This window comes from Actinomadura rubrisoli, from assembly GCF_004349215.1.
Classification (GTDB): domain Bacteria; phylum Actinomycetota; class Actinomycetes; order Streptosporangiales; family Streptosporangiaceae; genus Spirillospora; species Spirillospora rubrisoli.
On the sequence record NZ_SMKU01000123.1, the window covers coordinates 1 to 24797 of the forward strand.

The 24797-nt window shown below is 72.1% G+C and carries 24 protein-coding genes; 10 read left to right on the forward strand and 14 right to left on the reverse strand.

The window, feature by feature from the left end; translation table 11 throughout:
• On the forward strand, positions 1-883 hold an 883-nt coding region (locus E1298_RS49610; protein WP_207944778.1), incomplete at its 5' end, for an aggregation-promoting factor C-terminal-like domain-containing protein.
• 190 nt (positions 884-1073) lie between these two features.
• On the opposite strand, the gene E1298_RS22495 is transcribed toward E1298_RS49610, so the two are convergent.
• The 4 genes from E1298_RS22495 to E1298_RS22510 all read right to left on the reverse strand — a co-directional run bounded on the left by E1298_RS22495 (position 1074) and on the right by E1298_RS22510 (position 6733).
• On the reverse strand, positions 1074-2474 hold the full coding sequence (locus tag E1298_RS22495; RefSeq protein ID WP_131896371.1) for a class II fumarate hydratase: 1401 nt from the start codon (positions 2472-2474) through the stop codon (positions 1074-1076).
• Positions 2475-2560: 86 nt separating this feature from the next.
• Complete coding sequence (locus E1298_RS22500; protein ID WP_131896373.1) at positions 2561-3835, reverse strand: serine/threonine-protein kinase; 1275 nt, start codon at positions 3833-3835, stop codon at positions 2561-2563.
• 193 nt (positions 3836-4028) lie between these two features.
• Complete coding sequence (locus E1298_RS22505; protein WP_131896375.1) at positions 4029-5699, reverse strand: fumarate hydratase; 1671 nt, start codon at positions 5697-5699, stop codon at positions 4029-4031.
• Positions 5700-5770: 71 nt separating this feature from the next.
• Positions 5771-6733 (reverse strand): DMT family transporter, encoded by a 963-nt coding sequence (locus E1298_RS22510; protein ID WP_131896377.1) that lies wholly within the window; start codon positions 6731-6733, stop codon positions 5771-5773.
• A gap of 113 nt (positions 6734-6846) precedes the next feature.
• On the opposite strand from E1298_RS22510, the gene pdxR reads away from it, so the two are divergent.
• Positions 6847-8277: a MocR-like pyridoxine biosynthesis transcription factor PdxR gene (pdxR, locus tag E1298_RS22515; RefSeq protein WP_131896379.1), complete on the forward strand. Its 1431-nt coding sequence runs from the start codon at positions 6847-6849 to the stop codon at positions 8275-8277.
• 29 nt (positions 8278-8306) lie between these two features.
• Entirely contained in the window at positions 8307-8537 is a 231-nt protein-coding gene (locus E1298_RS22520; RefSeq protein ID WP_131896381.1) for a hypothetical protein, read from the forward strand.
• A gap of 192 nt (positions 8538-8729) precedes the next feature.
• On the opposite strand, the gene E1298_RS22525 is transcribed toward E1298_RS22520, so the two are convergent.
• From E1298_RS22525 to E1298_RS22535, 3 genes are all read right to left on the reverse strand, one after another.
• Complete coding sequence (locus tag E1298_RS22525) at positions 8730-9959, reverse strand: MFS transporter (RefSeq protein WP_131896383.1); 1230 nt, start codon at positions 9957-9959, stop codon at positions 8730-8732.
• A 102-nt stretch (positions 9960-10061) separates the two neighbouring features.
• Positions 10062-10874 (reverse strand): ABC transporter permease, encoded by an 813-nt coding sequence (locus E1298_RS22530; RefSeq protein ID WP_131896385.1) that lies wholly within the window; start codon positions 10872-10874, stop codon positions 10062-10064.
• Positions 10871-11827 (reverse strand): ABC transporter ATP-binding protein, encoded by a 957-nt coding sequence (locus E1298_RS22535; protein WP_131896387.1) that lies wholly within the window; start codon positions 11825-11827, stop codon positions 10871-10873. The genes E1298_RS22530 and E1298_RS22535 overlap by 4 nt, the downstream gene beginning before the upstream one ends.
• A gap of 83 nt (positions 11828-11910) precedes the next feature.
• On the opposite strand from E1298_RS22535, the gene E1298_RS22540 reads away from it, so the two are divergent.
• Positions 11911-12516 carry a DUF1707 SHOCT-like domain-containing protein gene (locus E1298_RS22540; RefSeq protein WP_131896389.1) on the forward strand — a complete coding sequence of 202 codons (606 nt, stop codon included), beginning with the start codon at positions 11911-11913 and terminating at the stop codon, positions 12514-12516.
• An 18-nt stretch (positions 12517-12534) separates the two neighbouring features.
• Here the strand turns inward: E1298_RS22540 and E1298_RS22545 are convergent, their stop codons facing one another.
• Both E1298_RS22545 and E1298_RS22550 read right to left on the reverse strand, forming a co-directional pair.
• Positions 12535-13392, reverse strand: a complete 858-nt coding sequence (locus tag E1298_RS22545) for a DUF4245 domain-containing protein (RefSeq protein ID WP_243725737.1) — start codon at positions 13390-13392, stop codon at positions 12535-12537.
• A 20-nt stretch (positions 13393-13412) separates the two neighbouring features.
• On the reverse strand, positions 13413-14078 hold the full coding sequence (locus E1298_RS22550) for a TetR/AcrR family transcriptional regulator (protein ID WP_131896391.1): 666 nt from the start codon (positions 14076-14078) through the stop codon (positions 13413-13415).
• A gap of 184 nt (positions 14079-14262) precedes the next feature.
• Between E1298_RS22550 and glpX the strand changes: the two genes are divergently transcribed.
• Entirely contained in the window at positions 14263-15297 is a 1035-nt protein-coding gene (glpX, locus tag E1298_RS22555; RefSeq protein WP_131896393.1) for a class II fructose-bisphosphatase, read from the forward strand.
• Between the two features lie 284 nt (positions 15298-15581).
• Here glpX and E1298_RS22560 read toward each other — a convergent pair whose 3' ends face one another.
• A complete protein-coding gene (locus E1298_RS22560; protein WP_131896395.1) occupies positions 15582-15809 on the reverse strand; it encodes an exodeoxyribonuclease VII small subunit in 228 nt (75 codons plus the stop codon).
• A gap of 44 nt (positions 15810-15853) precedes the next feature.
• Positions 15854-17068, reverse strand: a complete 1215-nt coding sequence (gene xseA / locus E1298_RS22565; protein ID WP_131896397.1) for an exodeoxyribonuclease VII large subunit — start codon at positions 17066-17068, stop codon at positions 15854-15856.
• Positions 17069-17158: 90 nt separating this feature from the next.
• On the opposite strand from xseA, the gene E1298_RS22570 reads away from it, so the two are divergent.
• Both E1298_RS22570 and E1298_RS22575 read left to right on the forward strand, forming a co-directional pair.
• A complete protein-coding gene (locus E1298_RS22570) occupies positions 17159-17587 on the forward strand; it encodes a MarR family winged helix-turn-helix transcriptional regulator (RefSeq protein WP_243725738.1) in 429 nt (142 codons plus the stop codon).
• A gap of 99 nt (positions 17588-17686) precedes the next feature.
• A complete protein-coding gene (locus E1298_RS22575) occupies positions 17687-18391 on the forward strand; it encodes an MFS transporter (protein ID WP_131896411.1) in 705 nt (234 codons plus the stop codon).
• Between the two features lie 8 nt (positions 18392-18399).
• Here the strand turns inward: E1298_RS22575 and E1298_RS48310 are convergent, their stop codons facing one another.
• Positions 18400-19137 carry a DUF8129 domain-containing protein gene (locus tag E1298_RS48310; protein ID WP_165975607.1) on the reverse strand — a complete coding sequence of 246 codons (738 nt, stop codon included), beginning with the start codon at positions 19135-19137 and terminating at the stop codon, positions 18400-18402.
• A gap of 213 nt (positions 19138-19350) precedes the next feature.
• Between E1298_RS48310 and E1298_RS22585 the strand changes: the two genes are divergently transcribed.
• Positions 19351-20316, forward strand: coding sequence for a 4-hydroxy-3-methylbut-2-enyl diphosphate reductase (locus E1298_RS22585; RefSeq protein ID WP_131896399.1), 966 nt, complete (start codon positions 19351-19353; stop codon positions 20314-20316).
• 22 nt (positions 20317-20338) lie between these two features.
• On the opposite strand, the gene E1298_RS22590 is transcribed toward E1298_RS22585, so the two are convergent.
• Both E1298_RS22590 and E1298_RS22595 read right to left on the reverse strand, forming a co-directional pair.
• Positions 20339-20956: a DUF6542 domain-containing protein gene (locus E1298_RS22590; RefSeq protein ID WP_243725739.1), complete on the reverse strand. Its 618-nt coding sequence runs from the start codon at positions 20954-20956 to the stop codon at positions 20339-20341.
• The gene (locus E1298_RS22595; RefSeq protein WP_131896401.1) at positions 20953-22401 is read right to left on the reverse strand and encodes a DNA recombination protein RmuC; all 1449 of its coding nucleotides are present in this window, start codon (positions 22399-22401) and stop codon (positions 20953-20955) included. The genes E1298_RS22590 and E1298_RS22595 overlap by 4 nt, the downstream gene beginning before the upstream one ends.
• A 186-nt stretch (positions 22402-22587) precedes the next feature.
• Between E1298_RS22595 and ychF the strand changes: the two genes are divergently transcribed.
• Positions 22588-23679, forward strand: coding sequence for a redox-regulated ATPase YchF (gene ychF, locus E1298_RS22600; RefSeq protein WP_131896403.1), 1092 nt, complete (start codon positions 22588-22590; stop codon positions 23677-23679).
• A gap of 471 nt (positions 23680-24150) precedes the next feature.
• A partial coding sequence (locus E1298_RS22605) for a conjugal transfer protein (RefSeq protein WP_131896405.1) occupies positions 24151-24797 on the forward strand: 647 nt, incomplete at its 3' end.

A 24797-nucleotide genomic window follows, 5' to 3' on the forward strand; every position in this document is an offset into this window, starting at 1 on the left:
GCCCCCGATCCCCGCCACCCACGAGGACGACGTGAAGGTCGCCGGCGGCCGGCGTGTGCCGCCGCCCGCGCCCGCGGGGGACACCCTGGGCTTCAACGCCGTCGCCGAGCCGCCGCGCACCGGCATGCCCGGACCCGGGCCCGTCCAGGACGAGCTCGTCTCCGGCCCCCGGACGCCCGGCGCGGCGCCCCGCCCCGGCGGGTCCTCCGGCGGCACGGGGCGGCGCAACGGCATCCGGATCGCCGCGATCGTCGCGGGCGCGGCCGTCGTGGTCGGCGGCGGCGCGGTCGGCGCCCTCGCGCTGACCGGCGGCTCCGGCGACGGCGAGAAGGCCACCGTGGCCTCCAAGCCGCTCGCGGACGCCGCCGCGCAGCCCAAGGTCGACCCCAAGGTCATGGAGGAGCAGCGGCGCAAGCAGGCGCTCGACCGCGCCTCCCGCGCGGTGCGCGGCGAGGACGGGAAGGCGCCGTCCCTGCAGCCCAAGGGCCGTCCGATCCCCACCAAGAAGCCCGAGGACGACAAGGGCGGCGGCAGTGGCGGCACCGGCGGCGGTGGTGGCCCGTCCGGCGATCCGGTCCCGGCGGGCGAGGCGCAGCAGCTCGCCAAGTCGATGATGCCGAGCTACGGCTTCAGCGGCTCCGGCCAGTTCGGCTGCCTGGTGAACCTGTGGAACAAGGAGAGCCACTGGAACACCCACGCCGCCAACCCGTCCGGCGCGTACGGCATCCCGCAGGCGCTGCCCGGCTCCAAGATGTCCAGTGCCGGACCCGACTGGCGGAACAGCGCCCGTACGCAGATCAAGTGGGGACTCGGCTACATCAAGGGCCGCTACAAGACCCCCTGCGCCGCCTGGCAGCACTCCCAGTCGGTCGGCTGGTACTAAGGACCGGCTACTAGGACCGCTAGGACGGCGAAGACGCACGGCGAAGGGACGGGCTCCGGCTCGTCCCTTCTGCCGTACCGCTGCGGAAGCCCCTGTGCCGCCTGGGGCCGCTCTCAGGCGCCGACCCGAGGCGGGGTTCCTGGAGGGACGGCGGACGTCTCCTGAGGCGCCACCGCCACGGGAGCGGGTCTCAGGTGCGCGAGGCGTTGGTCATGCCCAGGACGTCCAGGGCCGCGTCCAGCTGCTCGACGGTCAGCTTGCCGTCGTCCACGTACCCGCGTTCCAGGACGACCTCGCGGATGGTCCGGCGCTCCTTGAGGGCCTGCTTGGCGACCTTCGCCGCCTCCTCGTAGCCGATGTAGCGGTTGAGGGGCGTCACGATCGACGGGGAGGACTCGGCGTACTCGCGCATCCGCTCCTCGTCGGCCTCGATGCCGTCCACGCAGCGGTCCGCGAGCAGCCGGGAGACGTTCGCGAGCAGGGTGATCGACTCCAGCACGTTGCGGGCCAGCATCGGCAGCATGACGTTCAGCTCGAAGCTGCCGGACGCGCCGCCGAACGCGATCGCCGCGTCGTTGCCGATGACCTGCGCCGCGACCTGTGCCACCGCCTCGGGGATCACCGGGTTGACCTTCCCCGGCATGATCGAGGAGCCGGGCTGCAGGTCGGGCAGGCGGATCTCGGCGAGCCCGGCGCGCGGGCCCGAGCCCATCCAGCGCAGATCGTTGGCGATCTTGTTGAGGCCGACCGCGATCGTGCGGAGCGCGCCGCTCGCCTCCACCAGCCCGTCCCGCGCGCCCTGCGCCTCGAAGTGGTCGCGCGCCTCCGTCAGCGGCAGGCCGGTGACCCGCGCGATCTCCGCGATGACGCGGCCGCCGAAGCCCTCCGGCGTGTTGATGCCGGTGCCGACGGCCGTCCCGCCCAGCGGCAGCTCGGCCAGCCGCGGCAGGACGGCCTCCAGCCGCTCGACGCCGTACCGGACCTGCGCGGCGTACCCGCCGAACTCCTGGCCCAGCGTCACCGGCGTGGCGTCCATCAGGTGGGTGCGGCCCGACTTCACCACGGTGGCGAACTCGCCGGCCTTCCGTCCGAGCGCGCCCTCCAGGTGGCGCAGCGCGGGGATCAGTTCGTTCACGACGGCCCCGGTCGCGGCGATGTGGATCGAGGACGGGAACACGTCGTTGGACGACTGCGAGGCGTTCACGTGGTCGTTGGGGTGCACGGGGCGTCCGAGCCGCTCCTGCGCGAGCGTCGCGACGACCTCGTTGGCGTTCATGTTGGAGGACGTGCCGGACCCGGTCTGGAAGACGTCGATCGGGAACTGGTCGTTCCACCGGCCCGCCGCCACCTCGGCGGCCGCCTCCCGGACGGCGTTCGCGATCTCCTTGTCGAGGACGCCCAGCTCGGCGTTCACGGTCGCGGCGGCGGCCTTGATCTGGCCCAGCGCGGCGATGTGCGCGGCCTCCAGCGTCCGTCCCGAGATGGGGAAGTTCTCCACCGCCCGCTGGGTCTGCGCCCGCCACCTGGCCGCGGCCGGGACCCGGACCTCGCCCATGGAGTCGTGCTCGACCCGGAACTCCTGCTCGGTCATGGAATGCCACCTCCGGAACGAATCTATCTCCGCCGCCATCGGTGGCAGCTCGGCGGGTGGCCCGCGCATTCCCGGGACGGCCCGGTTCAGCCTCCGGTGGACCTGTTGAGCGTGTAGGTCTGGCGCTCGCCCGGCTTGCCCTGGGGCTTCTGCTGCCCGTTCACCCAGACGTCGCAGGCGGACGAGTCGTAGACGACCGCGTTGATGCGCGGCTGGTCGTACTTGCGCGCGTCGCCCTGGGGGAGCGTCTCGTCGGCGAGCACGGTCATGGCGTTGCCGGGCACCGACACGAAGATCTTGCAGGTCGCGGTGCGGGCGCGCACCGCGAACGTGCTCGTCGCGACGCCGGGCGGTGGCGCGCCCCGCGCCGGGTTGCCCGGCGGCCGGGACGTCGGCGAGGTGGGGGAGGCGCCGGGGCTCTCCTTCATCATCCCGACGATGAGGGCGGTGGCGCCGATCCCGCAGGACGCGACGGTCGCGCCGATCAGCGCGATCACGGCCATCATCCGGTAGCGGGGGGTCGGCGCGCGGCGTCCGGACCGGGGCCCGGCCATGGCGCGCTCCAGCCGGTCGACCGCGCGGGCGTGGCTGAGGCGGCGGGTGGGGTTCTTCTCCAGCAGCCCGGTGATCACGGGCCCGAGGACGCCCGCGTTCTGCGGGGCGGGCGTGGACTCGTTGGCCAGCGCGCTCAGCGTCGCCATCACGTTGTGGCGCTCGAAGGGCGGGCGCCCCTCCAGGGCGGCGTACAGCGTCGCGCCGAGCGACCACAGGTCGGACCGGGGCGTGGCCTTCTCCCCGGCGGCGACCTCGGGCGCCACGTACGCGGGCGAGCCCATGAAGTGGCCCGTCTTGGTGAGGCTGGCCGAGCCCGTGGAGAACGCCAGCCCGAAGTCGGTCAGCACGACGCGGTCGCCGTCCAGCAGCACGTTGCTCGGCTTGAGGTCGCGGTGCACGATCCCGGCCCTGTGCGCGGTGTTGAGGGCGTCCAGCAGCCGGCGGCCGATGTGCGCGACGCGGTCGGGCGGGAGCGGTCCCGAGCGTTCGATGAGCTGTTCGAGGCTCGGCGCCTCGATCATCTCCATCACGATCCAGGGACGGCCCTGTTCGATGACCACGTCGTACACCTCGACGATGGAGTGCGTGCGCAGCTGGGCGGGCGCGCGCGCCTCACGGAGGGTACGGCGGTAGAAGACCACCCGGTCGTCCTCGGAGAGGTCCCCGGGGAGCCGCAGCTCCTTGATCGCCACCGCGCGATCGAGGAGTTCGTCATGCCCTCTCCACACGGTGCCGTTGGCACCCTGGCCAATCTCCGAGACCAGCCGGTAGCGCGTCGCGAGCACGAGGCGCTCTGACTGAGACATGGCGGAAAAGATACCGGAGTGGCAGCGCGGTCATCGGGGAGACCATAGGACCAACTTGGATTTAGGTCCAATAATGTGACCTACCTGGCGTTATCGCCCGAGAAAGGATGCTCTGGGCACCACGCATCCCCGCAGAACGACTGTCCGCAATGCCCCTCGGGGTGAGAGTTTCATCCACTTCCGGGGAGTGTTGTCAGCGGCGGCCGATCGTCAGGACGGGACCGGTCGTGTCGGCGAAGAAGTCTCCGCCCTTGTCGTCCACGACGACGAACGCGGGGAAGTCCTCGACCTCGATCCTCCAGACCGCCTCCATGCCGAGCTCGGCGTACTCCAGGACCTCCACCTTCTTGATGCAGTCCTGGGCGAGCCGCGCGGCGGGACCGCCGATCGAGCCGAGGTAGAACCCGCCGTGCGCGTTGCAGGCGTCGGTGACCTGCTTCGACCGGTTCCCCTTGGCGAGCATGACGAGCGAGCCGCCCGCGGCCTGGAACTGCTCGACGTAGGAGTCCATCCGTCCGGCGGTGGTCGGGCCGAACGAACCGGACGCGTAGCCCTCCGGCGTCTTGGCGGGCCCCGCGTAGTAGACGGCGTGGTCGCGCATGTACCGCGGCATCGGCTCGCCCGCGTCCAGCCGCTCCTTGATCTTCGCGTGCGCGATGTCGCGGGCGACGACGAGCGGGCCGGTCAGCGACAGCCGCGTCTTCACCGGGTACTTGGTCAGCTCCGCGCGGATCTCGTCCATCGGACGGTTCAAGTCGATTCTCACCACACTCCCCCCGCCCGCCCCGTTCTCTACAACGCCCTCGTCCAGGTGCTCGTCGGTCGTCTCGGGCAGGTACCGCGCGGGGTCGGCCTCCAGCCGCTCCAGGAACACGCCCTCGGCCGTGATCTTGGCGAGGGCCTGCCGGTCGGCGCTGCACGACACCGCGATGGCCACCGGGCAGGACGCGCCGTGCCGCGGCAGCCGGATCACCCGCACGTCGTGGCAGAAGTACTTGCCGCCGAACTGCGCGCCGATGCCGAGCCGCTGGGTCAGCTCGAACACCCGCAACTCCAGCTCCACGTCGCGGAAGCCGTGCCCCAGCGGGGAGCCCTCGACCGGCATCGTGTCCAGGTAGTGCGCCGAGGCGTACTTGGCGGTCTTCAGCGCGTACTCGGCGGACGTGCCGCCCACCACGATCGCCAGGTGGTACGGCGGGCAGGCCGCGGTGCCCAGCGAGCGGATCTTCTCCTCCAGGAACGCCATCATCCGCTTGGGGTTCAGGACGGCCTTGGTCTCCTGGAAGAGGAACGACTTGTTCGCGCTGCCCCCGCCCTTGGCCATGAAGAGGAACTTGTAGGCGCCGCCGGGCGCCGCGTACAGCTCGACCTGCGCGGGCAGGTTGGTGCCGGTGTTCTTCTCGTCCCACATCGTGACCGGCGCCATCTGCGAGTAGCGCAGGTTCAGCTTGGTGTAGGCGTCGTACACGCCGCGCGAGATGTGCTCCTCGTCGCGCCCGTCTGTGAGGACGTGCTGCCCGCGCTTGCCCATGACGATCGCGGTGCCGGTGTCCTGGCACATGGGCAGGACACCGCCGGACGCGATGCCCGCGTTCTTCAGCAGGTCCAGCGCCACGAACCGGTCGTTCGGCGAAGCCTCCGGGTCGTCCAGGATCCGGCGGAGCTGCGCCAGGTGCGCGGGGCGCAGCAGGTGCGAGATGTCCCGCATCGCCGTCTCGGTGAGCAGCCGCAGCGCCTCCGGCTCGACCTCCAGGAACGTCCGTCCGCCGGCCTCGAACGTCGACACCCCGTCCGAGGTGAGGAGCCGGTAGTCGGTCTCGTCCGGTCCGAGCGGCAGCAGGTCGGTGTAGGAGAAGTCAGGCATCTCAGGCAGATCCTCGCGCGATTCCGATGGGGCCGCCCTATAGGGTACGACCAGCCCCGGAGCCGCGCGCCTCAGCACCCGCCTTCGGCATGCGCGGGCGTTGAGGCGTGTGCGGGCGCGTGGGCGGGCGCCTGGGCGTGGGCGGGCGCGGACTCGGGGCGCGGCGCCGGGCGGGCGCGGAGGCCGACGACCACGCCCGCCGCGACCAGGGCCGCCCCGGCCAGATCGGCCGGACCCGGCCGCTCGATGCCGAGCGCCACCGTCGTGAGCACGGCGCTGACCGGGATCACGCCCGCGAACAGGCCCGCCCGGTCGGCCCCGAGCCGTCCGAGCGCGTCGTACCAGAGCAGGAACGCGACCGTGGTCACGACCACCGACAGGTAGGCGAGCCCGGCGAGCTCGGTGCCGGTCGGCGTCCGCACGACCCCGGTGCCGTCCGTCGCCAGGCCGACGGCCAGGAGCATCGGGGTCGCCAGCGCGGCCGAGTACGCCGACACGCGCAGCGGCCCGAGCCTCGGCAGCAGCGGGACGGCCAGCAGCGAGAAGCACACCTCGCCGCCGAGCGCGCCGAGCGAGAGCAGCAGGCCGCGCGGGCTGCCGCCGCCCAGGCCGTTCGCCAGCGCCGCCCCGGCCGCCACCACGCACGCCGCCACCACCACGGCCGGAGCCGGGCGGCGCCGCTCCATCAGAGGCCCGATCAGCGCCAGGACGATCGGGACCGTCGCGATGACGGTGCCGATGGTGGCCGGGCTCGTGTCCCGGGTGGCCGCGACGATGCACACGTTGAACGCGACGAGGCCCGTCGACGCCAGCGCAGCCAGGAGGAGCCAGTCCCGCGGCGTGGGCCGGCGGGCGGGACCGCCGGCGAAGCGGGCGACGACGAGCAGGATCAGCGCGGCCACCGCGTAGCGGGCGGCCTGGCCGCCGAAGACGGGATAGCCGGCGATCGTCGCGGACACCGCGGTCAGCGAGCCGACGAGGAACATCGCGGTCCCGGCGCCGAGCGTCCCGCGGCGGGCGGAGTGCAGGATCATGGAATGTCACGCTAGGGCGCCTTTGGTCCCCGAAACAGGACCAATGGGATCGCTGTAACCTGGACCAATGAGGCATCCGTGACACGCGCCGTCCCCCTGGACGCTGAACTGGTGTGACCGACCTTCATCTCCCCCTCGACAGGGCCGCCGGGCGGCTCTCGGCGCAGATCGCCGCGGGCTTCCGCGCCGGCGTGCGATCCGGCCGGCTGACAGCGGGGACCCGGCTTCCGTCGAGCCGCGACCTGGCGCGCGACCTGGACGTCTCGCGGGGCGTCGTCGTCGCCGCCTACGAGCAGCTCACCGCCGAGGGCTTCCTGGTGGCCCGGCGGGGCGACGGGACCCGCATCGCGCCGCTCGCCCGTCCCGACGACCCCCCGTCCCCGGCCGCGGCACCGCCGGCCCGGCAGGATCCCCCCTTCCCCTGCGCGGCCGCGGACCCGACCTACGCCTACGACCTGTGGCCGGGCCATCCCGACCTGTCGTCGTTCCCGCGCGACCGCTGGCTCGCGGCGGCGCGGACGGCCCTGCGCACCCTGCCGAACGAGGCGCTCACCTACCCCGACCCGGCCGGCGTACCCGCCCTGCGCGCCGAGCTGGCCGGGTACCTGTCGCGGGTCCGCGCGGCGCACGCCGACCCGTCCCGCGTGGTGATCATGAACGGGGTGGCGCACGGGCTGTCGGCGCTGCTCCGGCTGCTGCGGGCCGACGGGCACACGGCGCTCGCGGTGGAGGACCCGACCAGCGCCCGGCAGCTGCCGATGATCGCGGCCTCCGGCGTCCGCGTCGTCCACGTCCCGGTGGACTGCGACGGCGTGAGCGTTGAGGCGCTGGCCCGTTCCGGCGCGCGCGCGGTCCTCGTCACGCCCGCGCACCAGTACCCGACCGGGGTGGTCCTGTCGGCATCCCGCCGCGCCGAGCTGATCGCCTGGGCGCGGGACGTGGGCGGGCTGGTCCTGGAGGACGACTACGACGCCGAGTTCCGCTACGACCGCGAGCCGGTGGGCTGCCTCCAGGGCGTCGACCCCGACCGGGTGGTGCTGCTCGGCTCGGTGAGCAAGTCCCTGGCGCCGGCGCTGCGGCTCGGCTGGGCGGTGGCGCCGCCCGCCGTGGCCGAGCGCCTGCGCCTGCACCGCGGCTACACCGACCTGGGCGCGCCCGTCCTGGACCAGTACACGCTCGCCGAGTTCATCCGCGGCGGCGTGTACGACCGGCATCTGCGCACCATGCGGCGCAAGTACCGGGCACGGCGCGACGCACTGGCCGGCGCCCTGCGCGCCCACATTCCCGGCGCGGTGGTTCAAGGCGTCTCAGCGGGCATCCACCTGTACGTGGAGCTTCCCGGCGGATGCGACGAGGACGAGGTCGTGGGCCGCGCCGAGCAGGCCGGGGTGTCGGTCGCCGGCGCCCGGCCCCTGTGGTCGTCCAGGCGCGCCGGGAGCGCGCCGCCCGCGCTCGTCCTGGGGTACGCCAAGCACGGCGAGGCCCGGCTGCTCAAGGCGGCGGAGCTGCTGGGGCGGGCGGTTACCCACGGTGTCCGGGGGTAGGACAACGGTCCCCGGTGTAGGAGGTATGGATGAGTCTGGAAGAGGCCGCGCGGCAGCTGAAAATGGCCGGCCACGACGCCCAGGTGGCCTTCGACTGCGTCGGCCTTGGCGACCTTGAGCGCGCGCAGGAGCACGCCGTGACCCTGCGGGCCGCGGCCGACGCCGCCGAGGTCGCGCTGAGCCGGGCGCTGACCGACCTGACGCCGGAGGAGGCACAGGTCGAGGGCGAACGCGCCGTCGTCGCCCTGGAGGACGCCTGACGGTTTCGAGGAGTTACTTCGGCGAGCCCCCGCAGACCGCACCCGCCCGTCGCGGAACCGGGGGCTCGACCATGACCAGGACCTGCGATGTCCCGGTCCTGCGATGTCCCGGTCCTGCGATGTCCCGGTCCTGCGATGTCCCGGCCCTGCGATGTCCCGGCCCTGCCGTGACGGGCGTGGACGGGCCGGTCGTCAGGCGGTGGGGCGTTCCATCGCCGGCGCGTCGGGGCGGGCGCCCTCGACCGGTTCGGGGTCGAAGCCCTTCGCCGTCGCGAACACGACCAGGATCAGCGCGGCCGGGACGATGAACGCCAGGCGCAGCCCGTGGTCGTCGCTGACCGGCGCGATGGCCCCGACCACGGCGGCCCCGAGGACGAACCCGACGTAGTTGAAGATGTTGACCCGGGCCACGGCCACGCCGAGGCCGGTCGGGTCGACCCGTCCGGCGGCGGAGAACGACACCGGGGCGATCACGCTGAGGCCCAGCCCGGCCACCGCGAACGCGGCGATGGCGAGGGCAGCGTTCGGCGCCGCGACCACGCCCGCCATTCCGGCGATGCCGACCAGCCCGCCGAGCCGCACCACCTGGACGGGCCCCGAGCGCCGCACGGCGAGGTCGGCGACGGCCCGGCTGATCACCATCGCGACCTGGTACGCCACGTACCCGAGCGGCGCGACCCAGTCGCTGCTGGCCAGCTCGTCGTCCAGGTACTTCGCGCCGTAGCTGGAGATGGCCGAGTCGGCGAGGTAGGCCACGGCCATCGCCGCGCCCACGACCAGGATGGGCCGCCACGGGACGCTGCGTCCGGCGGCCTTGAGCTCCTCGGCGGTCGGCCCGTCGCCCTCCTCCTCGCGCCGGTACAGCCCGTGCCCGGTGGCGAGCGAGGCGGCGATGCCGACGGCGGCGGCGATCGCGAAGCCGGTGAGCAGCGACAGGTCCAGCCTGTTGGCCAGCGAGGCCCAGAGCCCGCCCAGGATCCCGGCGACGCTCCAGACGGCGTAGAAGCCGGTGATCAGGCTGACCCCGTAGCGGCGCTCGACCGCGATCGCCTGCGCGTTCATCGAGGCGTCCACCGCGCCGACGAACAGGCCGAACAGCGCGACCGCCCCGTACAGGGCCAGGTCGTTGTCGCCGGTCAGGCCGATCAGCACGATCGTGAGGGCGACCGCGGGCTGGGACGCCCGCAGCACCGGGCCGCTGCCGAGGCGCTGGAACAGCGCGCCGGACACGACGCTGCCCACGCCCGCGATGAGCGGGACCATCAGCAGCACCAGGGAGAGCGTGGCGTCGCTGAGATGGTGGGCCTTCTGCATCTGCGGGACCTGAGTCACGAGCGAGGCGAAGCACAGCCCCTGCACGGCGAACGCCGCGTAGGCGGAGACGCGGGCCCGGCGGTCCCGCGTCGTGGTGCCCTGGCTCATGTGCGGCCCGGCCTCTCTGAGCTGCGCAACGTGAAGAAGATTCGCGTCAGAGTAGGACCGGAGACGTCCCAGGTCAATCGGCCGAACCGGGACGCCCGCCGGTCAGCCGATGAGGCGGCGGCGCATGCCGCGGACCGCGATGAGCCACGCCAGCGCGTCGAACAGGATCAGGGCGCCCAGATGGCCGAGGTCGGCCAGCGGGCGGACGCCGAAGACGGCGTGCCTGACCAGCTCCACGCAGTGGTACAGCGGGTTGGCCTGCGCCGCGTGCCGCGCCCAGCCGGGCAGTGTGCCGACCGGGAAGAACGTCCCCGCGATCAGGAACAGCGGCGTGACCACGCCGGTGATCACGTAGTCGAACGAGTTGATCGACGGGACGACCGAGGACGTCCACATCCCGAACAGCCCGAACCCGAGCGCCGTGAAGAACACGATGAACGGCACCAGCAGCATCCCGAACGAGGGATCCAATCCGAAGAACAGCGCCACCACCAGCGGCGTGCACGCGTACACCGACGACTTGGCCGCGATCCACAGCGCCTCCGCCGTCACCAGCTCGTGGACGTCCACCGGAGCGGCCAGCATCGCGTCGTAGGTGTGCTGGAAGACGCGCCGGATGTAGCCGTTGAACATCCCCGGGAACACCGAGGTGAACAGCGCCGCCGTCCCCACCACGCCCGTCGCGACGAAGTCGAGGTAGCGGTAGTCGCCGATCGCCGCGACCATCGAGCCGAACCCGTAGCCGAACGCGAGCAGGAAGAACGTCGGCTCCACCATCGAGGCGAACGACTGGGACTTCCAGTAGCGCTTGTAAAGGGCCAGCTCGTGCCGCCAGATGCCCCGCACCGGCGCCAGCTCGAACCGCCGGAGCCGCGGGGCCCGCTCGGCCTGGACGGTCTCCGCCTGGACGGTCATTCCACACGCTCCCCGGTGAGCACCACGAACACGTCCTCAAGGCTGGCCGCCCGGCGCACGCCGTCAGGGCCGAGCTCCTCGTCCACGGACGGCGGGATGGTCTCGGCCTTCAGCACCGACACCGACGGGCCGGTCCGGCGCGTGGGCAACCCGGCGCCGTGGGCCACCCGCTCCACGTCCAACAGCCGGTCGGGCGGGCCGTAGTGCTCCACGACCAGCTTGCCCGCGTGCTCGGCGACCAGCCGGGCCGGCGATCCCTGCGCGATCACGCGGCCGTGCGACATGAGCGCGCACTCGTCGGCCAGGCGCTCGGCCTCCTCGATGTAGTGCGTGGACATCAGCACGGTGGTGCCCCCGGCGCGCAGCCCGTCGATCAGACCCCACAGCTCCGCCCGCACCTGCGGGTCGAGGCCGACGGTCGGCTCGTCCAGCAGGACGAGGGCCGGGCGGTGCACCAGCCCGCGGGCGATCAGCAGCCTGCGCCGCATGCCCCCGGACAGGTCGTCGACCTTGACCAGCTGCCGCTCGGTCAGGTGCGCGAGGGCGAGCGCGTCGTCCACGGCCTGGCGCCGCGACCGGCGCGGAACCCGGTACAGGTGAGCGAAGATCTCCAGGTTCTCCCGGGCGGTCAGCTCCTCGTCCAGATTGTCCTGCTGCGGGACGACCCCCATGGCGGCCCGCGCGCGCTTGGACTCGCGGGGCACGGAGAAGCCCAGCACGGTGATGGTGCCCTCGTCCGCCAGCGCCTGCGCGGTCAGCATCTTCATCGTGGTCGACTTCCCGGCGCCGTTCGGGCCCAGGAGCCCCAGGCAGCTCCCGGCGGGCACCTCCAGGTCCAGCCCGTCCACCGCGGTGAAGCCGCCGAAGCGTTTGACGACGCCGCGGAGGCTGACCGCCGCCGCGACACCGCCGCTGTCCTGCGCGGACGCGGTCCGGATCCGTTGCACCGTCATGCCGTCACTCTAGGTACGGCCGCTCTCAGAACCCCAATGATTTTCCCCTCAGGACCTCGTCGCCCTACCGCTAATCTCTAGGTGTGGACATCCCCCGTCGCCCGGCCACCGAACAGCCGACGCGCGTCCGCGATCTCCGCGCGTCCGACGCCGACCGCGAACGCGTCGTCGCCCTGCTCAGCGAGGCCCTCGTGGACGGCCGGCTGACCGTGGAGGAGCACTCCGAGCGCGCTGACCGCGCCTACGCCGCCCGCACACTGGGGGAGCTGACCGGCCTCACCGGCGACCTCGGTCCCGAGGGGGCCCAGCCCATCCTGGTGGACGACCGTCCGGTGTGGGTCCTGTGCGGACGCACCCGCCGTGGCGGCCGCTGGGTCGTGCCCGTGAAGCTGCCGCTGCTCGCGCTCTTCGGAACGGTCGAACTGGACCTGCGCGAGGCCATCCTGCAGCGCAGCCACATCGTGATCGACTCGCTGGTGCTCGGCGGCCGGGTCCGGCTGCTCGTCCCCGAGGGCGTCCGGGTGGACATCACGGGCCGCACCATCCTCAGCACCCGCGGGGTGCGGACCCGTCCCGCCCCCAAGGGGCCGACCATCGAGATCGGCGGCACGCTGATCTTCGCGTCGGTGCGGGCCCGCTCCCCGAAGCGCCGGCTGCGCGACCGCTTCCGGCCTCGGCCGGGCCGGTGAGCCGGGCCGGGCTCAGGCTCAGGAGCCGGGGGTCGGGGACGCGGAGGGGGACAGGCCCGCGCCCTGCTTGGGCTGCGGCTTGAGCGAGGCGGCCAGCACCGCCAGCTCCTCGTGGGTCGCCGTTCCGGTCACCACCAGGGTCGTGCCGTCCGGGAGCGTCCGCGTCAGGGAGTTCGCCTTCTTGTCCTTGCGGAAGGACTTGTTCCAGGTGATGCCGCCGACCTGCTGGGTTCCGAGCGGCGTGCTGCTGCTCGTCATGCGGCGGATGAACTCGGCCGCCCTCTCGTTGCTCTGCTCCAGCGCCGCGTACTCGTCGCCGGGCGTCACGAACCCCAGGTGCCAGGCGACGGGCTTCTTACCGCCCGCGTCCAGGCCGGTCAACCGCGAACTGGTGGGCCGCCAGCCCGGCGGAAGCCCCTCCGGCGCGTACGCGGTGAACGGCGCCTCGTTGCGCATGGCCCACAGCTGCGAGCTGTAGTCGACGGTCGGCAGGATCTCCTCGTTGTTGCGCGGCGTGATGAGGAAGATCGCCAGCACCAGAAGCAGGCACGCGCCCATCGCCATGGTGAAGCCACCAAGGCCCGTGGTCAGCCGCTTGTGCACCGCCGGGCTCACCGGAATGGCCGCGGGCGCACCCGCCTGAGCCGCCCCGGCGGGCTCACCGGCCTCCGCGGGCTCGCCTTCGGCGGGCATGCCCTCGGACACCGGCGCCGACTCGGGCACCGGCGCCGACTCGGACACCGGCGCCGACTCGGGCGCGGGCGCCGGCCCGGGCGTGGCCTCGGGCTCGGACGCCGTACCGGATTCGGCCTCCGGCGCGGCACCGGGCGCGTTCTCCTTGGCCTCCTGGGCGGGGGCAGGGGTCTTGTCCGTCACCCCTCCAGGATCCCGCACGGTCAGGTCTGGTCCGTACGGGGGTTCCTGATCGTGCCCACGATGGCCATGACCTCGTCGGCGAGGTTGCTCGCGGCGCCCTCGTCGTCCATCAGCGAGATCTCCGCCACCGCGCCCGCCATCGCACCGGTCAGCACCATGACCAGGGCCTCGTCCACACCGCCGTCGGCCGTGTGGAACAGCGCGGCGTTGCGGCGCGCCCACGTGTTCAGCCGCTGCCGCATGACGCGGTCGAACCCCGGAGGGCCGTCGCCGGAGATGAACAGGCGGGACACGTCCCGCTCCTCCAGGCAGCCGCTGAGGTAGGCGCCCGCGCCGGCGATGAACTGCCGCATCGGGTCGGTCTCGCCCGCCTCCCGCACCTTGTTGATCGCCTCGCGGGTACGCTCCTGTTGCCCGGCCTGGAACTCCTCGAACAGGGTCAGGTACAGATCGGCCTTGCCGTTGAAGTGGTGGTACAGGCTGCCGACGCTGGCACCCGCCTTGGCGACGATGTCGGTCACCGCGGCCTGGGCGAAGCCGGACTCGCAGAAGACGTCCCTCGCCGCGGCCAGCAGTGCGCCGCGCGTGGCGGCCCCGCGGTCAGAGGTCCGCGCGGGTACGTCGGCGGCCCGCGTGCCGCCGTTCCGTGTCACCCCGCCGGACGAGACGTCGATGTCGCTGCTCATGAGGCTTGAGATTACGCCCTCTTCCCCGGGGGAAACGATCCCTTGCCCGGGTGACCGTCAAATCCGGTCTCCGCCATGGTGCCCGGCGTTCCTCGCCCACCGGCTCTGGTCTGGTCCAATTTGTGGCCCGGCGTCCGGTCCGCAGAGAATCCGTGTCACCACCGACCGAAGGGGCTGCCCCGCCATGACCGACGAAACCACCGTCTCCTCCCCGCTCGCCACCGAGCCCGCGGCGCCCGACCGCAACCTGGCGATGGAACTGGTCCGGGTGACCGAGGCGGCCGCCATGGCCGCCGCGCGCTGGGTCGGGCGCGGGGACAAGAACGGCGCGGACGGGGCCGCCGTGAACGCCATGCGCCAGCTGATCAACACCGTCTCCATGCGCGGCGTGGTGGTGATCGGCGAGGGCGAGAAGGACAACGCCCCCATGCTCTACAACGGCGAGGAGGTCGGGGACGGCGGGGGCGCCGAGTGCGACGTGGCGGTGGACCCGGTGGACGGCACCCGGCTCACCGCCCTCGGCATGAACAACGCGGTCGCGGTGCTGTCGGTGGCGCCGCGCGGGTCGATGTTCGACCCCTCCGCGGTGTTCTACATGGAGAAGCTGGTCACCGGCCCCGAGGCGGCCGACGTCGTCGACATCGAGCGTCCGATCGCCGACAACATCCGCGCCATCGCGCGCGCCAAGGGCTCGTCCCCGCACGACGTGACCGTCTGCATACTGGACCGTCCGCGGCACGAGGGCATCGCCAAGGAGGTCCGCGAGGCGGGCGCGCGGATCAAGTTCATCCTCGACGGCGACGTCGCCGGCGCGATCATGGCGGCCCGCGCGGGCACCGGCGTCGACCTGCTGCTCGGCATCGGCGGAACCCCGGAGGGCATCATCGCGGCCTGCGCGATCAAGGCGCTGGGCGGAGTGATCCAGGGCCGCCTCTGGCCCCAGGACGACGCCGAGCGCCGCAAGGCCGTCGACGCCGGACACGAACTCGGCCGGGTCCTGACGACCGACGACCTGGTGACCTCCGACAACGTCTTCTTCGCCGCGACCGGCATCACCGACGGGGAACTCGTGGACGGCGTCCGCTACAGCAAGGGCACCGCCGTCACCCACTCCCTCGTCATGCGCTCCCGCAGCGGGACGATCCGGACCATCTCCAGCGAGCACCAGCTCAACAAGCTCCGCGCCTACAGCGCGATCAACTTCGATATAGCGGTGTAAATTGTAGTGCCCTTGGCGTCAGGCGTTGCACGCCTTCCTTCGGCGGGCACTACGGCGATCGCTGCATCGCTTCGTCTCGCCTAGCGGCTCGCTGCGCGATCAGGTTCTTGCTTCGCTCGAACCTGGCTTCGCACGCGATCGCAACGTTGAGGTTGTCGACGGCTGAGGCAACTACCGCCCACCTACTGCAATGTCCTCAGCGCCAGGCGCTAGCACGCCCTCCGCCAACGGGCAATGCGGTGATCGCTGGCATCGCTTCGGCTTGCTTGGGGCTTGCTGCGCGGTCAGAAGGGGGTTTGGGCGTTTGTGTTGTCTTCTTCTGGTTGGGCCATGGCGGCGGCCAGGCGGGCGCGGGCGCCTTCTAGCCAGTCTTCGCAGATCGCGGCTAGGCGTTCGCCCCGTTCCCACAGGGTGAGGGACTCCTCCAGCGTCAGGCCGCCGGCCTCCAGCTTCTTGACCACGTCGGTCAGCTCGTCCCGTGCCTGCTCGTACGACAGCTTCTCTTCGGCCACCCGGCCCACCCTCTCATCCCGGGACGCCCCCGGCGTCCCGGCTCTCAAGATCCCTCGTGGTCCGCCACGGTCACGCCCAGGCGGCCCTCGGCGAGCCTGAGCAGGAGGCGTTCGCCGTCCTTGACGGCCGCGGACTCCCGGACGACCGACTCGTCCTCGCGTTGCACGATCGCGTAGCCCCGCTCCAGCGTCGCGGCGGGGGAGAGGGCCAGGAGCCGGGCGCGGGTGTGCGACAGTTCGTCTCCGGCCCGGTCCAGGGCGCCCGACAGGCAGCGGCGCGCACGGTCGCGCAGGGCCAGGACCCGCTCGGACTGCCGCTCCACCTCCCGGACGGGGTCGGCCAGCGCGGGACGGGAGCGGACGCCCTTCAGCCACGCCAGCTCGCGCTCCACGCCGCCCGCCAGGCACCGGCGGCCCCGGTCGCGGAGCTGCCGGACGAGCTGGAGCTGCTCCCGCACGTCCGGGACGGCCCTCTTCGCCGCGTCGGTCGGGGTGGACGCGCGCACGTCGGCGACCAGGTCGAGCAGGGGGCTGTCCTGCTCGTGCCCGATCGCGCTGACCACCGGGGTGCGGGCCGCGGCGACCGCTCTGACCAGCGCCTCGTCCGAGAACGGCAGCAGGTCTTCCATCGCGCCGCCGCCCCGCGCGATGATGATCACATCGATCCCGGGATCGGCGTCGAGCTTGCGCAGCGCCTCCATCACCTCGCCGACCGCGTACGTGCCCTGCACGGCGGTGTTCTCGACCTGGAACGCCACGGCCGGCCAGCGGCGCCGTGCGTTCTGCAGCACGTCGTGCTCGGCGTCGGAGTCGCGTCCGCAGATCAGCCCGATCCCGCCCGGCAGGAACGGGAGCGGGCGCTTGCGCTCGGGGCGGAACAGGCCCTCGGAGGCCAGCACCTGCTTGAGCCGCTCCAGCCGGGCCAGCAGCTCGCCGACGCCGACCGGGCGGATCTCCAGGGCGCTCAGCGAGAACGTCCCGCGGTTGATCCAGAAGTCGGGCTTGGCGTGGACGACGATGCGGGCGCCGTCGGTCACCGCCGGGCCCGCCGCCTCGAACACCGCGCGGGGCCCGACGACCCGGACCGACATGTTCGCCACGGGGTCGCGCAGCGTCATGTAGACCGTCCCGCCGCGGGCGTTGAGGTCGGTGATCTGGCCCTCGACCCAGATGCGGCCCAGCCGGGCGATCCAGCCGCCCACCGCCTGCAGGACGGTCCGCACCGGGACGGGGGATTCGGCCGTGGTCTCCATCGCCATGCCGGAAGCCTACGGCGTCCCTCGCGGGGTGTGATCGATTCGGTTAGCTTCACTAAGTTAGACTGGCTAAGTAATTTGAGGAGGGCAACCGTGACCGCCTTCACCGAGCGGGAGTTGGCCGAGCAGTTCAACCGGCGCCTTCGCCGCGTCGTGCTGATGCTGCGCCGGGAGAGCGCCGACCAGCCGATCACCAGCCAGCAGCTGTCGGTGCTCGGCTCCCTGGAGCACGGCCCGCGCCGGATGACCGAGCTGGCCGCCGAGCACGGCGTCCGGCTCCCGACCATGACCGCGCAGATCAACCGGCTGGAGCGCGACGGCCTCGTCGAGCGCGGCCGGGACGGCTCGGACGCCCGCGTCGTCACCGTGCGGCTCACCGGGCACGGGCGCGGGCTGCTGGACGCCGGCCGGGAGCGGCGGATCGGCTTCCTGGCGGAGCGGTTCGCGGGGCTGACGGACGAGGAGCGCGCGACGGTCGCCGCCGCGCTCCCCGCCCTCGACAAGCTCCTGGCCTCTCCCTGATCGCCTGAGAGGAAGGCCCCATGCACGCCACACCCCCCGCGACCAGCGGCGGGATCCTGAGGCAGCCGCTGTCGGTACTTCCTGATCACCGCCGTGGCGATGCTGATCACCGGCTGGGTGTCCAGCCGCATCGGCGGCAGGCGGACCCTGATGATCGGGCTGGCCCTGGTCGTGGTGTTCGCCGCGCTCGGCCTCGGCATCTCCCTCGGCCCGCTCGTCGGCGCCCTGCTCGGCGACATGAACTGGCGGTTCCCGTTCTTCGGCACCGCGCTGCTGATGGCGATCGGGTTCCTGCTCATCGCCACGCTGCTCAAGGCCCCGCCGAAGCCGGCGGAGAAGACGCGGCTGAGCGCCCCGATCCGGGCCCTCGGGCACGGTGGGCTGTTCACCACCGCGTTCACCGCGCTGTTCTACAACTACGCGTTCTTCACCATCCTGGCCTTCACCCCGTTCGTCCTCGGGATGAGCGCGCACGGCATCGGCCTGGTGTTCTTCGGCTGGGGCGTCCTGGTGGCGCTGGCCTCGGTGTTCGGCGCGTCCGCCCTGCAGCGGCGGATCGGGACGGTCCGGGTCATGCACCTGGGGCTGGCCCTGCTGATCGTGTTCCAGCTGGGGCTCGCCACCCTCGCGCCCTACATCGCGACCAAGCTGGCCGAAGAGGTCAACCGGAACCTGCCGTACATCGTGGGCGCGGCCTGCTGCGCCGTCGCCATCGGCATCCTTATGGTGCGCCGCCGCCACCTGAACACGCTGGAGCGGGTCGACATCGACCACACCTTCCAGGACGCCGCCGTCCCGGCCTGACGGGCGAGTCAGTGAAGCCCGTTCAGTTTGGCGATGCGGTTCTCGTACATTCTGAGGACGTCGGGGCGGGCCGCGTGCTTGCGCTCGTACTCGCGCAGCAGCTTCACCTGGTCGGCGGACAGGCCGCGCAGGCGCGCGCGCAGCTGCGGCAGCGTGGCTTCGTCGTAGTTGGGCACCGGCAGATCCTTCGCCGCCTTCTCGGCCTCGGCCTGCGCGGCGGGCTTCACCTCGGGCTTCGGCTCGAACGGCCCCTGGTCCGCGGCCGTTTCGGGCTCGGCGGGGCTCGGTTCGGGCACCGGCTTCGGAGCGGGCTTGGCCTGGGCCTGGGGCTCCGGCTTGGGCTCGTCGGCCTCGGGCTTCGGAGCGGGCTTGGCCACCGGCGCGGTGTGCCCGGCGGGCTTGCCGATCGCGATCTCGCCGGCCTTCTGACCCGCGGACCCCCGCTCGGCCGCCGGCCTGGTCACCCTGGGCGCCGGCTCGGGCTCCTCGCCACGGACCCGTTCCACGACGCGTCCGACGACCTTCTCGGCGGTGTCCTGCACGTCGGCGCGGAGACGGCCGATCACGGGCTTCACGCCGCCGCCCTCGGTGATCTCCTTGTAGTCCCTGGTGACCCGGTCGCTGAGCAGCAGCGCCCGGCCCACGCCGAACATGGCCAGCCGGACGGCGTGCAGCGGGAGGTCGCGCACCTGTTCGCCCACCGTGTCCTGGACCTGCTGTTTGAGGCGGCGTGGCGATTTCGTCATCGTGGTTTCCTCTTCCTGCCGTCCCTGTCGTCCACCTCACTTTGCCCCATGGGTGCGATTGCGGTCACCCCGGGTTAATGGATTTCTGTCCAAAAGCGGGGTGGAGTGGGTCACACAGCGGGCTTCACCTGAGCTTTGTGCCTTGCCGGGCAGGGTTTGTGGCGCGCTTGCCGCGCTGTACGGGACGCGTGGGGCGGCTCGTACGATAGAGCCATGACCGCCAACAGCCAGCGCCGTGTCCTGCTCGCCAAGCCGCGTGGTTACTGCGCGGGCGTCGACCGCGCCGTCGAGACGGTCGAGATCGCCCTGGAGAAGTACGGGGCGCCGATCTACGTCCGCAAGCAGATCGTCCACAACGTCCACGTCGTCAGGACGCTGGAGGAGCGGGGCGCGGTCTTCGTGGACGAGACGGAGGAGGTCCCCCCGGGCTCGATCGTGGTGTTCTCCGCCCACGGCGTCGCCCCGGTCGTGCACGAGGAGGCCAGGGGCCTCGACCTGCGCACCATCGACGCGACGTGCCCGCTGGTGACCAAGGTCCACAAGGAGGCCGTGCGGTTCGCCGCGCAGGACTACGACATCCTGCTGATCGGCCACGAGGGGCACGAGGAGGTCGTCGGCACCACCGGTGAGGCCCCCGACCACATCCACCTCGTGGACGGCCCGGGCGACGTCGCCAACGTGACCGTCCGCGACCCCGAGAAGGTGGCGTGGCTGTCCCAGACCACCCTGTCGGTGGACGAGACGGTCGCCACGGTCGAGAAGCTGCGCGAGCGGTTCCCCAAGCTGATGGACCCCCCGTCCGACGACATCTGCTATGCCACCCAGAACCGCCAGACGGCGGTCAAGGAGATGGCGGCGCTGTCCCAGCTGGTCATCGTGGTCGGCTCGACCAACTCCTCGAACTCGGTCCGGCTGGTCGAGGTCGCCAAGGAGCACGGCGCGGCCGCGTCCTATCTGGTCGACTACGCCGACCAGATCGACCCGGCCTGGCTGGAGGGCGTCACCACCGTCGGCGTCACCAGCGGCGCGTCCGTCCCGGACGAGCTGGTGCAGGGCGTCCTGGCCTGGCTGTCCGAGCGCGGCTTCGGCGAGGCGGAGGAGATCGAGTCGGTCAGGGAGAGCATGCGGTTCGCGCTTCCGCACGAGCTGCGCAAGGACCTCCGCATCACCCCGGTCTGACGCCCTTTCGGGTGGCGGCGCGTCAGTCGACCTCGCCGTGGTGGAGGCGGCGGTCCTGGCCGGACGAGGGCGACTCGTCCCACCGGACGGGGTTCTCGGCCTCGTCCTTCTCGAACAGCCGCACGCCGACGAGCTTGCCGCGCAGCTCCCGCACGTTCGCGGGAAGCCCGCGGAACAGGGTGATGACCAGCACCAGCAGCGTGCCGAAGAACAGCCACGGCGCGGTGGCCGCCAGCGCGGTCAGCACCCCGACGGTCAGGCCGCGCAGAAGCGAGCCCTCCCCGAGCGTGGTGACGAACACGGCCGCGAACGTCGCGGTGAAGAACACCAGCGGCGGGCTGACGACGAGCGTGAGCAGGTCGCTGGGACGGGTCGCGAACGCGGCCAGCACGCAGCCGATCGCGAAGCCCCCGCCGGCGAGCAGCGGCACGCCGAACCACCGCGACAGCAGGGCGCACACCAGCCCGGTGCCGAACATGACGACGATCCCGCCGCGCCCGGTGAGCGTGACGGTCGCCGCCGGCGAGGCGGCCGAACGCGTCCGGGCCCGAGAGGGAGAAGCACCGCGCTGACGTCGCACTGGACCCCCAGGGGACGGCGAGGCACCGTCCGGCGCGTCGCGGACCGTCGATCTGCTCATTGCCACCTCTCTCGCCGGTCAACCGGATCAGGGATGGCCCATTCGCCGAAACCTACCGGTTCTCCGGACGGATCCGGACGGAGCCGTCCTCCGTCGCCGGAACGGTCATCGTCGCCGGAGCGGCCGTCTTCACCGTCGCGGTCGTCGTCCGGAGGGACGGCGAAGGGCTCCTTGCCGAAAGGGGTGCTACTGGGCGCGGGGACGTCGGGGTACTGGGGGAGATCGGTCTCCTTGGGAAGCTCATGCGTGGTCAACTCCGCCGCAGAGAGCGCGCGGGGACTTTCCTCTACCGGCTGGGGGCCGTCCAGGGACTCCTCTACGAGACCCAGCTCGTTCAGCCGCCGCGCACTGACGAGCACCCGCGTCTCCAGCGAGCCCACCGTCCGGTTGTAGGACTTGATGGCGCCCGTCAGCGCACGGCCCAGCTCGTCGACGTGCTGGCCCATCGTGCCGAGCCGCTCGTACAGCTCCTTGCCGAGCTCGAAGACCGCGCGGGCGTTGCGGGACAGGGCGGCCTGCTGCCAGGCGTACGACGCCGTCCGCAGCATCGTGATGAGGGTGGTCGGGGTGGCGATGTGCACCCGCCGCCGCATCGCGTACTCAAGCAGCGCCGGGTCGCGGTCGAGCGCGGGGGCCAGGAACGCCTCGCCCGGGATGAACAGCACGACGAACTCCGGGGCGGGGCTGAACGCCTGCCAGTACGCCTTGGCCGCGAGGCGGTCCACGTGGTCGCGCAGGTGCCGGGCGTGCGCGTCCAGCCGTACGGGGTCGCCGCTCTCGGCGGCCTGAAGGTACGCGGCGAGGGAGACCTTCGAGTCGATCACGATGTTCTTGCCGCCGGCCAGCCGGACGACCATGTCGGGCCGCACGCTGCCGTCCACCGTCACCGCGCTCGCCTGCTCGTCGAAGTCGCAATGGTGCGTCATCCCGGCCAGCTCCACGACACGCCGGAGCTGCAGCTCGCCCCACCGTCCCCTCGCCTCCGGCCGTTGCAGCGCCCGGACGAGCGACTGGGTCTCCCGGCGCAGCTGGTCGGAGCTCTGCCGGACGAAGTCGACCTGCTTGGCGAGCATCGCATGGGACTCGCGGCGGCCCGTCTCGACCTCGCGGAGCTGCTCCTCCACCTTGGCCAGGGTCTCCTTGAGCGGGGCGACCAGGTGCTCGACGGCCTGCTGCCGCCGCTGCAGTTCGCCCGCCGCCTCCACCCCCGCCGCCTTGAGCCGGGCGTCCGCCAGCTCCAGGAAGCGCTGGTTGCTGGCGTCCAAGGCCCTGGCCGAGAGGTTCTCGAAGTGCCCGGCCATCCGCTCCTCGGCGTAGGCCAGCTTCTCCTCGGCCGCCCGGGCCCGCGCGATCAGCGAGCCCTGCCGGCTCGTCGCGAGCGCATACCCGGCGACGGCGCCGAAGACCGCGCCGACGAGGAGGCCGGCGAACAGCGCGAGGTCCATCCGTTCATCGTGACAGCGGAGCCGCGAAGCGCGACCGCGACGCGCCGGGACGGCTCCCGGACCGGACAATTGGCCGCACTGTTCGCCAACGGCCGGGCCTCCCGGGCGGAGTCACGGGGGTCACGGGGGAAAGGTTCACCGGCCGTCGTCTGGAGTGGGCCCGCCGGGCCCATAAACTTGGCGGCCGTGAGCCTCTCCATCGGAATCGTCGGGCTGCCCAACGTCGGCAAGTCCACCCTGTTCAACGCGCTGACCAAGAACGACGCGCTGGCCGCCAACTACCCGTTCGCGACCATCGAGCCCAACGTCGGCGTGGTCGGGGTGCCCGACCCGCGGCTGGCCCGGCTGGCGGAGATCTTCGGCTCGCAGAAGATCATTCCCGCGACGATGGAGTTCGTCGACATCGCGGGCATCGTCAAGGGCGCGTCCGAGGGCCAGGGGCTCGGCAACAAGTTCCTCGCCAACATCCGCGAGACCAACGCGATCTGCCAGGTCATCCGGGCGTTCGTGGACCCCGACGTCACCCATGTGGACGGCGACGTGGCCCCGTCCCGCGATATCGAGACGATCAACACCGAGCTGATCCTGGCCGACCTCCAGACGATCGAGAAGGCGCTGCCCCGCCTCGACAAGGAGGCCCGGACCAGGAAGGACAAGGAGAAGCTCGCCGTCGTCGACGCGGTCAACGCGGCCCAGAAGCTCCTCGACGAGGGCGTCACGCTCTTCGCGGGCGCCGAGAAGGCCGGCATCGACCTGGAGCTGCTGCGCGAGCTGCACCTGCTCACCGCCAAGCCGTTCCTCTACGTCTTCAACCTGGACGAGGAGGAGCTGACGGACGAGGCCGTCCGCGCCCGGCTGCGCGAGCTCGTCGCGCCCGCCGAGGCGATCTTCCTGGACGCCAAGATCGAGGCCGAGCTGATCGAGTTGCCCGACGACGAGGCGCTCGAACTGCTGCAGAGCATGGGTCAGGAGGAGTCCGGCCTGTCGCAGCTCGTCCGGATCGGGTTCGCCACCCTCGGGCTCCAGACGTACCTGACGGCGGGCCCCAAGGAGTCGCGGGCCTGGACGATCCGCAAGGGCGCCACCGCGCCCGAGGCCGCCGGCGTCATCCACACCGACTTCCAGCGCGGCTTCATCAAGGCCGAGATCGTCTCCTACGACGACCTCACCGAGGCCGGCTCCATGGCGGCCGCCCGCACCGTGGGCAAGGTCCGCATGGAGGGCAAGGACTACGTCATGCAGGACGGCGACGTCGTGGAGTTCCGCTTCAACGTCTGACACCCCGACCTGTCCAGGCCCCGCCTCCGGTGGGGCCTGCGGTGTTTCGGGGGCTTGTGCAAGCGCTATGACAGGTGTTGCATGTGGGACGTCAGTAACGGTGTGCTGGGAGTTATGTCGCTATATGTCCCCTAGTCGACCCTATGACGGTTTCCTTCGGGGACGGATTGCGGCCGGCAAGGCGGGCGGGTAAGCAAGCAACTCCCGATCCGGGACGCTTGTCTGGAACCGCCCATCGCGCACCCTTCGGAGGTGCGGATAGGGGATCGTCACCGTTTGGCAATGCTCCCTGTTCCTGCTGAGGTGGATTGCGTTATCCACAACCGCGCGCCGGGGGTGTGCTTCGCCGCGATGCGCTGGAACAATTGGCGCTCGTGGTTACCCTGGGCCCGTGGTGGGTTCCGAAAGGCCACAGCACACGACCAGCAAACAGACCGCGCCGACCGGGGGCGAGGCGCGAGCGGAGGCAGGATGGCTCGCAGGTCGGCCGTGGGACGCGGCCGTGACACCGCCGTGGTCGAGGAGACGGCGGTGCCCGGCCGGGCGCTCGGCACGTCCGCCGACCCGTGGGAGACGCCGGACCTCGACCGGCGCCGCGGGCGCTCGGGCAAACGCCGCACGCGTGCGGGCGGCCGCTGGGGCGGTTCCGGCGGCCGCTGGTGGGTCTGGGTCGGCCGCGCCATCCTCTGGGCCCTCATCCTCGTCATCCTCGTCAACGGCATCCGTGCCCCGTTCGAGCGCTTCACCGCCGACGACGGCACGTCCTCCAGCGAGGCCAAGCCCGGCAAGAGCGCGCAGTTCCCGAGCAGCGCCGCCGGCGCGTTCGCGCTCCAGTTCGCCAACGTCTACCTCAACTATGACCAGAAGAACGCCCCCGCCCGCGAGGCGCAGCTGCGCACGTTCCTGCCCGACAACGCCGACCCGCAGTTCGGCTGGAACAGCGTCGGCCAGCTCCAGGTCCAGTCCGTCCAGGTGGCCGGAGTCGACGCGCGCGACGCCAGCAACGCGACCGTGACGGTGCTCGCCCGCAGTCAGGACAAGTGGTACCGGCTGGCCGTCCCCGTGTACGCCGACAAGGCCGGCGCCCTGGTCATCTCCGCCCGCCCCGCCCTGCTGCC